Origin of the sequence: Streptomyces sp. NPDC058239 (assembly GCF_042882185.1) — a bacterium.
GTDB lineage: Bacteria > Actinomycetota > Actinomycetes > Streptomycetales > Streptomycetaceae > Streptomyces.
On the sequence record NZ_JBHVWS010000019.1, the window covers coordinates 48,059 to 60,804 of the forward strand.

The 12,746-nt window shown below is 69.1% G+C and carries 12 protein-coding genes and 2 pseudogenes; 12 read left to right on the top strand and 2 right to left on the bottom strand.

Going from position 1 to position 12,746, the window contains the following annotated elements; translation table 11 throughout:
- Positions 1-341: hypothetical protein (locus ACFVYE_RS21155; protein WP_389606846.1), on the top strand; the 341-nt coding region annotated here is incomplete at its 5' end.
- Positions 331-894, top strand: a complete 564-nt coding sequence (locus tag ACFVYE_RS21160; protein ID WP_383973079.1) for a GNAT family N-acetyltransferase — start codon at positions 331-333, stop codon at positions 892-894. The genes ACFVYE_RS21155 and ACFVYE_RS21160, both read left to right, overlap by 11 nt.
- Positions 895-991: 97 nt before the next feature.
- Here the strand turns inward: ACFVYE_RS21160 and ACFVYE_RS21165 are convergent, their stop codons facing one another.
- Positions 992-1,546, bottom strand: a complete 555-nt coding sequence (locus ACFVYE_RS21165; protein ID WP_383973081.1) for a GNAT family N-acetyltransferase — start codon at positions 1,544-1,546, stop codon at positions 992-994.
- Between the two features lie 119 nt (positions 1,547-1,665).
- On the opposite strand from ACFVYE_RS21165, the gene ACFVYE_RS21170 reads away from it, so the two are divergent.
- The 6 genes from ACFVYE_RS21170 (at position 1,666) to ACFVYE_RS21195 (ending at position 8,885) form a co-directional block, all read left to right on the top strand.
- Positions 1,666-2,289 (top strand): CGNR zinc finger domain-containing protein, encoded by a 624-nt coding sequence (locus ACFVYE_RS21170; protein ID WP_383973083.1) that lies wholly within the window; start codon positions 1,666-1,668, stop codon positions 2,287-2,289.
- A gap of 88 nt (positions 2,290-2,377) precedes the next feature.
- Positions 2,378-2,965 (top strand): sigma-70 family RNA polymerase sigma factor, encoded by a 588-nt coding sequence (locus ACFVYE_RS21175; protein WP_383973085.1) that lies wholly within the window; start codon positions 2,378-2,380, stop codon positions 2,963-2,965.
- Positions 2,962-3,834: an anti-sigma factor family protein gene (locus ACFVYE_RS21180; protein ID WP_383973087.1), complete on the top strand. Its 873-nt coding sequence runs from the start codon at positions 2,962-2,964 to the stop codon at positions 3,832-3,834. The genes ACFVYE_RS21175 and ACFVYE_RS21180 overlap by 4 nt, the downstream gene beginning before the upstream one ends.
- 103 nt (positions 3,835-3,937) lie before the next feature.
- A complete protein-coding gene (locus tag ACFVYE_RS21185) occupies positions 3,938-6,316 on the top strand; it encodes a HelD family protein (protein WP_383973089.1) in 2,379 nt (792 codons plus the stop codon).
- Positions 6,317-6,777: 461 nt separating this feature from the next.
- Positions 6,778-8,214, top strand: coding sequence for an NAD-dependent malic enzyme (locus tag ACFVYE_RS21190; RefSeq protein WP_383973091.1), 1,437 nt, complete (start codon positions 6,778-6,780; stop codon positions 8,212-8,214).
- Positions 8,215-8,603: 389 nt separating this feature from the next.
- Positions 8,604-8,885 (top strand): HU family DNA-binding protein, encoded by a 282-nt coding sequence (locus ACFVYE_RS21195; RefSeq protein WP_003968811.1) that lies wholly within the window; start codon positions 8,604-8,606, stop codon positions 8,883-8,885.
- Positions 8,886-9,079: 194 nt separating this feature from the next.
- On the opposite strand, the gene murA is transcribed toward ACFVYE_RS21195, so the two are convergent.
- On the bottom strand, positions 9,080-10,420 hold the full coding sequence (gene murA, locus ACFVYE_RS21200) for a UDP-N-acetylglucosamine 1-carboxyvinyltransferase (RefSeq protein ID WP_093900252.1): 1,341 nt from the start codon (positions 10,418-10,420) through the stop codon (positions 9,080-9,082).
- A 276-nt stretch (positions 10,421-10,696) separates the two neighbouring features.
- Between murA and ACFVYE_RS21205 the strand changes: the two genes are divergently transcribed.
- The 4 genes and pseudogenes from ACFVYE_RS21205 to ACFVYE_RS21220 all read left to right on the top strand — a co-directional run.
- Positions 10,697-11,257, top strand: coding sequence for a YqgE/AlgH family protein (locus ACFVYE_RS21205; protein WP_383973828.1), 561 nt, complete (start codon positions 10,697-10,699; stop codon positions 11,255-11,257).
- Between the two features lie 29 nt (positions 11,258-11,286).
- The gene (locus tag ACFVYE_RS21210) at positions 11,287-11,580 is read left to right on the top strand and encodes a DUF3039 domain-containing protein (RefSeq protein WP_063756076.1); all 294 of its coding nucleotides are present in this window, start codon (positions 11,287-11,289) and stop codon (positions 11,578-11,580) included.
- A 687-nt stretch (positions 11,581-12,267) separates the two neighbouring features.
- Positions 12,268-12,399: pseudogene (locus ACFVYE_RS21215) on the top strand (sugar ABC transporter permease); the annotation flags it as partial.
- Positions 12,400-12,431: 32 nt separating this feature from the next.
- A pseudogene (locus ACFVYE_RS21220) lies at positions 12,432-12,742 on the top strand (ABC transporter permease subunit); the annotation flags it as partial.
- Positions 12,743-12,746: the final 4 nt, after the last annotated feature.

Below are 12,746 nucleotides of genomic sequence, written 5' to 3' on the forward strand. Positions count from 1 at the left end.
TTGTTTTTTTTTTTTGTTTTTTTGTGTTTTTTTTTTTTTTTATTTTATTTATTTTGGGGTTTTGGGGGTTTTTTTTTGGGGGGTTTTTTTTTTTTAATATTACCCCGGCATACCACTCCGGCCTAAACATCTGGCGGGGGTTTGTGCCCCACAACACCCCCCCACCCCCGACCACACAACACGTCGCAGCGCTGCAGGACATCGTCTCCGCGGCGGCCCAGAACGCCGGCGGGAGCGCACAAGTCCTGGGTGGAGCCGATCCCGAGCTTCGGCCGGCCGGCGGGCCCGGCGGGGGAGCACGGCGAAATGAGGCCGGGATAGCGTGCTGGGATGATCAATGACATCCACCGGCTCGACGCGGAGGTACGCCTCCGTCCCGTCACCCCGGCCGACGCCGCTTCCCTCGCCGTGGCGCTGACCCGCAGTCGCGCGTACATGCAGCCCTGGGAGCCGGTGCGGCCCGACACCTTCTACACCGAGCAGGGGCAGCGGGAACGCCTGGCCGGAATACTCGCGGACCGTGACGCGGGGCGGGTGATGCCGTGGGTGCTCGCCGATGAACAGGACCGTGTGGTGGGCGCGTTCAACCTCAACGGCATTGTGCTCGGGCCGTTCCGCAGCGGGGTTCTCGGTTACTGGGTCGACGTCGAGTACGCGGGTCGCGGGCTGGCCACGGCTGCCGTCGAGCGGATCTGCGAGTCGGCCAGGGACGAGCTGAGCCTGCACCGGGTCGAGGCAGGGACGGTGCTGGACAACATGGCGTCGCAGCGGGTGCTCGCCAAGTGCGGCTTCGAGCAGTACGGGATGGCTCCGCGCTACCTGCACATCAACGGTGAGTGGCGTGACCACCGGCTGTTCCAGCGGATTCTGCACGATGGGCCGTTGGCCGGGTGACCGCCTGCTGTGGGAGTGTCCTCGAACGCCGGACGGGCCTGCTTTCGCCGCACGGGCTCGAAAGTTGAGCCTGCCCGGCGATTGAGGGCGAAGACGGCTAACGGACGCCCCCGGTACGCCCCCGCACATGCCGGTGTCCGTCCATCAGCCACGGCGGCCGTGCCGGAAGAACCTCCGCGAAGCCGTATCCGCTCTTCTCGGCAACCCGGCAGGATGCCTCGTTGTTCACCTGATGCATCAGGTCCAGCCGCACGAGCCCGTCCCCGGAGAACGCCTCGAACGCCCAGTCGGTGAGCGCCCCGAGCGCCCGCGGCGCGATCCCGCGGCCGCGTGCCCGCGCCGCCGTCCAGTAGCCGACCTCCGCGCTGCCGGAGCCCGGTGCGGGGTACTTGAGCGCCACATTGCCGACCAGCTCGTCGGCGCGATCGCGATCGACCACCGCGAAACTGAAGCGGCTGCCGGATTCCCGGCCCTCCTGCTGCACGCGCAGCCAGTGCTGCGCCTCCGCCTCGTCCGTGACCAGCATGCGCAGCATGGCGCGCATCGCGGGATCGCGGTACGCCTCGATCACGGCCGGCATGTCGTCGGGCAGCCAGGGCCGGAGCAGGAGCGGGCCGGCCGCAAGGGTGGCGGTACGGCGATCGTCGTTCATCAGGACACCGTACGGGCCCGCGTGCACCGACCCGTGTGGCAGCAGGGGTTCCGGGTCTGCCGCCCGAGGGGCACTCTGGGGGAGACCCCGATCGGAGACCCCGAGGCGGTGACACATATATGGCGGCGGGCAAGAGCTCGTACGACTGGCGTTTCGACTCCGGCCGCCCCTGCCTGGACCTGGTGGCCACAGGAATCGGCACCCTTGGCGCATGCGAACTGCTCGACGGCGCCGAGCGGCTCGCCGACTGGCTGGTGGCCGCCGGACTCGTACCGAGCGGCACCCACCTCGGCGCAGTGGACGACACCTGGGTGGTGCGCTTCCGGCAGTTGAGGACCGGCGTCGAGCGCCTGCTGACCGCCGAACTCGGCGGCCGCAGAGCCGAGAGCGCCCTGGAACGGGTCAACGCGCTCGCCGCGACCGCGCCACCGGGACTGCGGGCCGTACGCGGAGGAAGCGGCACACTGGTACGGACACTGAGCGCCGATCCCGAATGCGGGGCACTGCTGGCCGCCGTGGCCCGCGACGTCGTGGATCTCCTGACCGACCCCGTGGCGCGAGCCGGCCTGCGCCGCTGCGAGGCCGGCAACTGCCGCCGCCTCTACCTGGACACCTCACGTGGCCGACGGCGCCGCTGGTGCTCCAGCGAGGTGTGCGGGAACCGGGAGCGGGTGGCCCGGCACCGGCGCCGGGCGGCGGTCGTGGCGACCACGGACGCGGACACGGATGCGGGAGCGCCGTAAAGAATCTTGGAACCGGATTGAATGGATCGCGGCCCCCCTCCGTGTTCATGGTCAAGGAGCTCAACAGGGTCTCGACCGGGAGGTTCGGGTGCGCAAGGATGCGGCCGTGGCCGATGACCGTCCGCACAGGGCTCGACATCGCAGTGAGCCGCCCCCGTCCCCCTCCGACGTCCCCGACGAGGAGTTGATGCGGGCGCTCTACCGCGAACACGCCGGACCTCTGCTCGCGTATGTGCTCCGCCTCGTCGCCGGCGACCGACAGCGCGCCGAGGACGTGGTGCAGGAAACGCTCATCCGTGCCTGGAAGAACGCCGGCCGGCTCAACCGGGCCACCGGCTCCGTCCGCCCCTGGCTGGTGACGGTCGCCCGGCGCATCGTCATCGATGGCCACCGCAGTCGGCAGGCCCGGCCGCACGAGGTCGATCCGTCGCCGCTGGAGGTCATTCCCGCGGAGGACGAGATAGACAAGGCGTTGTGGCTGATGACGCTCTCGGACGCGCTCGACGATTTGACCCCTGCTCACCGGGAAGCATTGGTCGAGACCTATTTCAAGGGCCGTACGGTCAATGAGGCAGCCGATGTGCTGGGCATCCCCAGCGGGACGGTGCGGTCCCGGGTCTTCTACGCACTGCGTTCGATGAAGCTTGCTCTCGAAGAAAGGGGGATCACGGCATGAGCGACCACGAGTGGGAGCCTTTCGGGCCCCGGCCGACCGGTCCCTCCGGCCCCCACAGCCCCAGCGGCCCCCGCAGCCCCGGTGGCCACACAGCCCCGGGCAGAGCCGCCGAAGGGCCCGGGCACGACGCCGCCGGTGCGTATCTCCTCGGCATTCTGGACGACGCCGAGGCATCCGCCTTCGAGGCGCATCTGGCCGATTGCGACCTGTGCGCCGCCCATCTCGACGAGTTCGCCGGCCTGGAACCCATGCTCGCGTTGCTCTCCGAGTCCCCGGCCGCCGTACCGGGCGCCCGCCCCGTCCCGCACGTGCCGCAGCCGCCCGCTCCCCGCATGCTCGACCGGCTGGTCGACGAGGTCGCGGTCAAACGGGCCGGACGCAGGCGCCGCTCCATGTATCTGATCGCGGCGGCAGCCGCGCTGATCATCGGCGGTCCGGTGGTCGCGGTCCTGGCGACCGGCAACGACGGCACCTCGGCGCAGGCGGCCGACCCGCACCCCACCAGCCCCGCCGAGGACGCCTTCTTCCACCACATGACGGAGAAGGTGCGGGCCACCGACCCCACCACCAAGGTCGACGCCACCATCGGCATGGAGAAGAAGGCATGGGGCACCCACGCCGTGCTGGAGCTCAAGAACGTCACGGGTCCGGAGAAATGCAGCCTGATCGCCGTGTCGAAGACCGGTGAGGAGGAGGTCGTCACCTCCTGGTCCGTACCGAAGTGGGGATACGGAATCAAGGACTCCCCGCACCCGGCCTCGAAGTACCCGCTCTATGTCCACGGCGGCGCGGCGATGGACCGCGCCGACATCGACCACTTCGAGGTGCGTACGTTCGACGGCAAGCGGCTGGTGGAGGTCGACGCCTGATCGATACCCCGTCGTGCCATTTCGACACGCGCGGCAGGTGCGCGGCGGCCCCCGCTTCGCATAGGGTTGACGGCTGCCCAATGCACGTCAGAAGGGGGCCTCGGTGGCCGCGCAGGATGCCGCTGTCGATTCGATGCGGGACCGGGAAATCGGTGTCGAGCAGGAACATCTCGACCGTGTTTATCACCGCCTCGAAGAGAAGATCCACGAGGCGGAATTTCTCATGAGTGACGCCGTCAAGCGCGGCCAGGTCGGTACTCCCGGAGCGCTCGCCGAGCGCGACGCCCAGGTGTTCCGGGCCGGAATCCACCTCAACCGGCTGAACAGCGAGTTCGAGGACTTCCTCTTCGGAAGGATCGATCTGCTGCTCGGCAAGGACGGCGAACGGGGCCCGGACGGCGCGTACACCTCCGTCGAGCCGGCCGACGACGCCGTACGCGACGACAACTCCGCCGATATCGCGGAGACGCTGCACATCGGCCGGATCGGGGTCCTCGACTCCGACTACGCGCCGCTGGTCATCGACTGGCGCGCACCGGCCGCCGCACCGTTCTACCGGTCGACGCCGAAGGAACCGGGCAGGGTGGTGCGCCGCCGGGTCGTCCGCTCCAAGGGCCGCAAGGTCCTCGGGGTGGAGGACGACCTGATGCGCCCCGAGCTGACCGCGTACCTGGGTGGCGACAAGCTTCCCGTGATCGGCGACGGCGCCCTGATGGCGGCGCTCGGCCAGGCCCGCAGCCACACCATGCGGGACATCGTCTCCTCCATCCAGGCCGAGCAGGACCTGGTGATCCGGGCCCCCGCCGCCTCCGTCACCGAGGTGTCCGGCGGCCCCGGCACCGGCAAGACCGCCGTCGCCCTGCACCGTGCCGCGTACCTCCTCTACCAGGACCGGCGGCGTTACGCGGGCGGCATCCTCGTCGTCTCGCCGACCCCGCTCCTCGTCGCGTACACCGAAGGCGTGCTGCCCTCGCTCGGCGAGGAGGGACAGGTCGCGATCCGCGCGGTCGGTTCGCTCTCCGACGAGGCGGCCGGCGTCGAGGGCGCCACCACGTACGACGAACCCGCCGTCGCCCGGATCAAGGGCTCCTCCCGGATGCTCCAGGTGCTGCGCAAGGCGGCACGCGGCGCACTGGAACAGCCCGGTACCCCCCGCAGGACGGAGGACCGGGACGGCCAGCTGTCCTTCGGTGACGGAGCCGACGAGGCCCCGGCCACGCCGACCCGGCTGCGGGTCGTCGCGTTCGGTGCCCGTGTCGAGCTGAACGCCGACGAACTGCACCGCATCCGGCAGTCCGTCCTCGGCGGCACCGCCCCGGTCAACCTGCTGCGCCCGCGCGCCCGCAGACTGCTCCTGGACGCCCTGTGGAACAAGTCCTCGGGCCGGGGCCGCTACACCGACCCCGAGCTGGCCGCCGAACTGCGCTCCTCCTTCGACGAGGACGTCTCCACCGAGACGCCCTTCCTCGACTTCCTGAACGCCTGGTGGCCCGAGCTCACCCCACGCGGGGTGCTCGCCGCGATGGCCGACGAGAAGCGGCTCGGCCGCTGGGCGCGCCGGGTCCTCAACCAGGGCGAGGCGCGCCGCTTCGCCCGCTCCCTGAAGCGGCTCGACAGCGAAGGGAACGGGCCGCTCTCCGTACACGACGTGGCGATCCTCGACGAGCTGCAGACGCTGCTCGGCACCCCGCACCGGCCGAAGAAGAAGCGCGAATTCGACCCGCTGGACCAGCTCTCCGGTCTGGAGGAGCTGATGCCGCAGCGCGAGGAGACCCAGCGCGAGCGGGCCGAGCGGCTGGCCGCGGAGCGTACGGAGTACGCGCATGTCATCGTCGACGAGGCGCAGGACCTCACGCCCATGCAGTGGCGCATGGTCGGCCGTCGTGGCCGGCACGCCACCTGGACGATCGTCGGAGACCCGGCGCAGTCCTCCTGGTCCGATCCGGACGAGGCGGCCCGGGCGCGCGACGAGGCACTCGGCAACCGGCCGCGCCGCCGCTTCACCCTCACGGTCAACTACCGCAACCCGGCGGAGATCGCCGAGCTGGCCTCGAAGGTCCTGGCGCTCGCGATGCCCGGAATGGAGTCACCGGCCGCGGTCCGTTCCACGGGGGTCAAGCCGCGCTTCGAGACCGTACGGGACGGCGATCTGGCCGCATCGGTGCGCGAGGAGGCGCGGCGGCTGCTGGCCGAGGTGGACGGCACGGTGGGTGTGGTCGTCGCGATGCACCGCCGGGCGCAGGCGCGCAACTGGCTCGCCGAGCTCGGCGAGCGGGTGGTGGCGCTGGGCAGCCTGGAGGCGAAGGGCCTGGAGTACGACGCCACGGTGGTCGTCTCGCCCGCGGAGATCGCGGACGAGTCCCCGGCCGGTCTGCGGGTGCTGTACGTGGCGCTGACACGTGCGACGCAGCAGCTCACCGTGGTCTCGGGGGAGCGGGACCTGCCCGACGAGGAGGGCGTCCCGGACCTGCTGAGGGACTGAGGCAAGGAGCGGAGGCACCGCCGTCGGGGCAGTTTTTTGAACCGACCTGTCCTGCGGGAATCACTTCTGCGGGGTCTTTGTTAGCCTGGTGTCGGCACCGGCTCGATCCAAGCCCCCGGGCCCAACCTTCGTCGCTTCGAGCGACCACTTGCCGCGAGGCGAGCATGGCGGGTCGGTGTCGCTTAAACAAGAAGACAGACCCGCGTCACCAATCGGTGGCGCGGGTCTGTTGTTGTTTGCGGACCTGACGGCTTCTTTACGGGCTCGGCGGCTTCCGGCCCCGGCGGGGAGCGGTTGGGGGTTCCGCTGAAGCCGTTATCTCTCGTATGGTGGAAAATACTTTCCGAAACGTGGCAGTCATTACCGGCTACCAGCCAGTAGGTGCGACGATCGGGAAGCGTGTCCGAGGCGAGCGCCCCGGCCGCGCGGCAATGAAGCTAAGGAAAGCGAAGGACTCGGCCATGGCAACGGCGCCCAGCGTCTCGTACTCGATGACGGTCAGGCTGGAGGTGCCCGCGAGCGGCACAGCGGTCTCCCAGCTGACCACGGCCGTGGAGTCCTCCGGCGGTTCGGTCACCGGCCTCGATGTGACCGCCTCCGGCCACGAGAAGCTGCGGATCGACGTCACCATCGCCGCCACTTCCACCGCGCACGCCGACGAGATCGTCGAAAACCTGCGCGGCATCGAGGGCGTCGTACTCGGCAAGGTCTCCGACCGTACGTTCCTGATGCACCTCGGCGGCAAGATCGAGATGGCGTCCAAGCACCCCATCCGCAACCGTGACGACCTCTCGATGATCTACACCCCGGGTGTGGCCCGGGTCTGCATGGCGATCGCCGAGAACCCCGAGGACGCCCGCCGCCTCACGATCAAGCGCAACTCCGTCGCAGTTGTGACGGACGGCTCCGCCGTGCTCGGCCTCGGCAACATCGGCCCGATGGCCGCCCTCCCGGTGATGGAGGGCAAGGCGGCCCTCTTCAAGCGGTTCGCCGGCATCGACGCCTGGCCGATCTGCCTGGACACCCAGGACACCGACGCCATCGTCGAGATCGTCAAGGCGATCGCCCCCGGCTTCGCGGGCATCAACCTGGAGGACATCTCCGCACCCCGCTGCTTCGAGATCGAGGCACGGCTGCGCGAGGCCCTGGACATCCCCGTCTTCCACGACGACCAGCACGGCACCGCGATCGTGGTCCTGGCCGCGCTGACCAACGCACTGCGCGTGGTAGGCAAGGGAATTGGGGACGTACGGGTCGTCATGTCCGGCGCCGGGGCGGCCGGTACCGCCATCCTGAAGCTCCTCATCGCCGCAGGCGTCAAGCACGCCGTCGTCGCCGACATCCACGGCGTGGTGCACGCGGGCCGCGAGGACCTGGTCTCCGCCGATGCCGATTCGCCGCTGCGCTGGATCGCCGACAACACCAACCCCGAATCCATCACCGGCACCCTCAAGCAGGCCGTCGTGGGCGCCGACGTCTTCATCGGCGTCTCCGCTCCGAACGTGCTGGACGGCGCCGACGTCGCCGCCATGGCCGACGACGCGATCGTGTTCGCGCTCGCGAACCCGGACCCGGAAGTCGACCCGGCAATCGCCCGCCAGACGGCGGCAGTTGTCGCCACCGGCCGCTCCGATTTCCCGAACCAGATCAACAACGTGCTGGTCTTCCCGGGTGTCTTCCGCGGTCTGCTGGACGCCCAGTCCCGCACCGTCAACACGGAGATGATGCTCGCCGCGGCGGGCGCCCTCGCCGATGTCGTCGCCGAGGACGAGGTGAACGCGAACTACATCATCCCGTCGGTCTTCAACGACAGGGTCGCGGGAGCGGTCGCCGGCGCCGTCCGGGACGCCGCGAAGGCGGCGAGCGGCGCCGTGACGGGCTCGGGCGACCTCGGCTGAACCATCCCGCTCACAGAACCCGGCACGGCCCCTGACGGCGTCGCCCGCGACCGCGGCGCCCCCCACGTTGGCCTGACGTACGGCGCGTCGCGGGTCGCGGCGCCACAAACGCCCCTTTAGGGTGGGCGGGCGGCGCGTCCCGCAGAGCCCCGCATCCGCTGCGGACCGCTTTCGGGGAGTCGACGGAACGTCACCACGACGAGGCAGTGGTGCTTTTCGTGTGACTCCGGAGGGTGCCGGATTGGCTTTCCCGCCGCAGGTGGGGGCAGGATGCGTAATCGGGCGCGAGGGTCTGACGACAGACCCGGGTCCGGGGACTGTCCGAGGGCCCTGGCAGCATCGGCTTCGATCTCACGCCTCACAGGCAAGAAGAACACGGGAGTAACAACATGAACCGCAGTGAGCTGGTGGCCGCCCTGGCCGACCGCGCCGAGGTGACTCGCAAGGACGCCGACGCCGTGCTGGCCGCGCTCGCCGAGACCGTCGGTGAGATCGTCGCCAAGGGCGACGAGAAGGTCACCATCCCCGGCTTCCTGACCTTCGAGCGCACCCACCGTGCCGCTCGCACCGCTCGTAACCCGCAGACCGGCGACCCGATCAACATCCCGGCCGGCTACAGCGTGAAGGTCTCCGCGGGCTCCAAGCTCAAGGAAGCCGCCAAGGGCAAGTAAGCCCCACAGGCGCGACGAAGGGCGGTCACCCGACCAGGGTGACCGCCCTTCGGTGTAACGGCCCGAGAGGGCCCTTTCTGGGCTTCTGTCGCCATTGCGGACCAGGGGTACGGACCCGGCCCCTCCCGCAGATGAAGAACGGGGGCCCGGGGCAGCGCCCCGAACCCCCGTCAGCAGCCGTCAGGCGCCGCGCCTCAGACCAGCGCCCCGCCCGGCAGCTCCACCTTCGCGCCGAGCTTCTCCAGCTTCTCCATGAAGTTCTCGTAGCCGCGGTTGATCAGGTCGATGCCGTGCACCCGCGACGTTCCCTGCGCCGCCAGTGCGGCGATCAGGTACGAGAAACCGCCGCGCAGGTCCGGGATGACCAGATCCGCGCCCTGCAGCTTCGTCGGCCCGGACACGACCGCGGAGTGCAGGAAGTTGCGCTGACCGAAGCGGCAGTCGGAGCCGCCCAGGCACTCGCGGTAGAGCTGGATGTGCGCGCCCATCTGGTTGAGCGCGGAGGTGAAGCCGAGCCGGGACTCGTACACCGTCTCGTGGACGATGGACAGGCCCGAGGCCTGCGTCAGGGCCACGACCAGCGGCTGCTGCCAGTCGGTCTGGAAGCCCGGGTGCACGTCCGTCTCCAGGGCGATGGCGTTCAACGCGCCGCCCGGGTGCCAGAAGCGGATGCCCTCGTCGTCGATCTCGAACGCCCCGCCGACCCGGCGGAAGGTGTTCAGGAACGTCATCATCGAGCGCTGCTGTGCGCCCCGCACGTAGATGTTGCCCTCGGTGGCCAGCGCCGCGGACGCCCAGGAGGCCGCCTCCAGACGGTCCGGGATCGCCCGGTGCGTATAACCGTCCAGCCGGTCGACACCGGTGATCCGGATCGTCCGGTCGGTGTCCATCGAGATGATCGCGCCCATCTTCTGCAGTACGCAGATGAGGTCCTCGATCTCCGGCTCCACGGCCGCGTTGGACAGCTCGGTGACGCCCTCGGCGAGCACGGCCGTCAGCAGCACCTGCTCGGTGGAGCCCACCGACGGGTACGGCAGCCGGATCTTCGTGCCGCGCAGCCGCTGCGGGGCCTCCAGATACTGGCCGTCCGCCCGCTTCTCGATGGTCGCGCCGAACTGCCGCAGCACGTCGAAGTGGAAGTCGATCGGCCGTCCGCCGATGTCACAGCCGCCGAGCCCGGGGATGAACGCATGGCCCAGCCGGTGCAGCAGCGGGCCGCAGAAGAGGATCGGGATGCGCGACGAGCCCGCGTGGGCATCGATGTCGGCGACGTTGGCGCTCTCGACATGGGTCGGGTCCAGGATCAGCTCGCCCGGTTCGTCGCCCGGCCGGACCGTCACGCCGTGCAACTGCAGCAGCCCCCGCACCACCCGCACGTCGCGGATGTCGGGCACATTGCGCAGCCGGCTGGGCCCGCTGCCGAGCAGCGCGGCGACCATTGCCTTCGGCACCAGGTTCTTGGCGCCTCTGACGCGGATCTCGCCCTCCAGCGGGGTTCCGCCGTGGACAAGCAGGACATCGTCTGTGCCGGTCATGAATCTCGCGTTCCGGAGTGGTCGGGCAGGGGGCCAAACGAAAGGGTAATGGCCCACCACCCCCCTTCCATAAGAGAGCGGGGGGTGTGCGAACGTCATGAATTCGCCACAACACGCTCTGCTCCTCGTCTCTTGCGGAGGGTTACCGTCCGCAACGCCCTCCGAGCCGTGCGCTCTCCATGCATCCGTACGCCCTGAGCTGCGCCCGGTCCCCCTCGGCGGCCGGGCGGCCCACTTGGTCCCCGCGGGGAGCGAAGATGCGGGATCATTTCTGCCATGACCGAGGTGTCCTCGCTCACAGGGCGACTGCTCGTGGCCACACCCGCGCTCGCGGACCCGAATTTCGACCGCGCGGTGGTGCTGCTCCTCGACCACGACGAGGAGGGCTCACTCGGCGTGGTCCTGAACCGCCCGACCCCGGTCGGCGTCGGCGACATCCTCACGTCCTGGGCCGGCCTGACCGGCGAACCCGACGTCGTGTTCCAGGGCGGCCCGGTCTCGCTCGACTCGGCGCTCGGAGTGGCCGTCATCCCCGGCGACGAGGGACCACTCGGCTGGCGCCGGGTGTACGGGGCGATCGGCCTGGTGGACCTGGAGGCCCCGCCGGAGCTGCTGGCCGCGGCGCTCGGCTCGCTGCGGATCTTCGCCGGATACGCGGGCTGGGGGCCCGGGCAACTGGAGACGGAGCTGACCGAGGGGGCCTGGTACGTGGTGGAGTCGGAGCCCGGAGACGTCTCCTCGCCGCGTCCGGAACAGCTGTGGCGGGCGGTCCTGCGCCGTCAGCGCAGCGAGCTCGCCATGATCGCCACCTATCCGGACGACCCTTCGCTCAACTGAAGCCCGGGCCTTTCAGTACCCTGGCAGTTATGAGCACTCTTGAGCCCGAGCGCGGGGCAGGTACGGGGACCCTCGTAGAGCCGACGCCGCAGGTGTCGAGCGGCGACGGCGACCACGAGCGCTACGCCCATTACGTCCAGAAGGACAAGATCATGGCGAGTGCCCTGGAGGGCACCCCCGTGGTCGCACTGTGCGGCAAGGTCTGGGTACCGGGTCGCGACCCGAAGAAGTATCCGGTCTGTCCCATGTGCAAGGAGATCTACGAGTCCATGGGTGCCGGTGGCGACAAGGACAAGGGCAAGGGCGGCAAGGACAAGAAGTAGTCCGGAGCCGTTCGGCCACCATTGCTTCAGGCCCCCGGGGCGCGCATCGAATGCGCGCCCGGGGGCTTTTTCGTATGCCCTGGGCGTGATGCTGGTCTGTCGCGCTCGTCGTCCTCGGACTTCCTGGTTGATCTCCTTGTATCGCGTCGCGTCGGCATGATGGGAGTGATCACATCTTGATGGTTTCTGGCGTAGTGGTCATGTGGACGTGCAGGTCGCGGTCACGGCTGAGGCAGTTCCGGGCATTGGTGTTCAGGTTCGTCGGAGTGTCGTAGGCCAGTGTTGGTTTCGTTTTCATGAGTGAACAGGCAGGGGTGAAGCGGCAGTTCGGGCATCGTGCCCGGCTTGCGCTGACCCCTGCGCAGATCCTGCTCATGGACGACCAGGCGCACGCCGCACGCGCCACGTGGAATCTCCTGCATGACTGGTGGACCATGCTTCCCAGGCACCGCAGATCTCTCGCGGCGGCGGACGCCGCGAAGACCAGGCCACGTTCGTATGCAGGAACCCCGACTGCGGATGGTCAGGAAATGCCGACCACAACGCATCTCGGAACGTCTTGCACCTGTACCGGATCGGCCTCGTGGTGATCCCGGCTGCTGGAAGAAGCAGTCGTCAGGCGCGGAAACGCGTCAAGCCCACCACCGCAAGGTAGGAGGGAATCTCCCGGCTTCGGCCGGGAGAGCACTTCAAGTCATGACCAACGGCGGCGGCATCGTCGGCCAGAACCCGGTGCTCAACGTGTACGCGTACCAGAAGGCGTTCGCGTCCTCGCAGTACAGCCTCGGCTCGGCGATCGGCGTCGTGATGCTGGTGATCCGGCCGGCCGGCCGCCGAGGCTGCGGCTCTGCATCGACGGCGCCGGCCGCACCCGCTTCCTGTGGCAGATCCTCTTCCCGCTGGTCTTTCCCGGTCTGGTGGCGACCAGCGTCTTCTCGTTCATCTCGACCTGGAACGATTCCTGTTCGCGAAGTCGTTCGTCATCAGCGACACCTCCCAGTCGACGCTCCCGATGGCGCTGCTGGTCTTCTTCAAACCCAACGAGAACGACTGGGGAGGGATCATGGCAGCCTCGACGGTGATGACCATTCCCGTACTGGTCTTCTTCGTACTCGTACAGCGCCGCCTGGTCTCGGGACCGGGCGGAGCGGTAAAGGACTGACGCC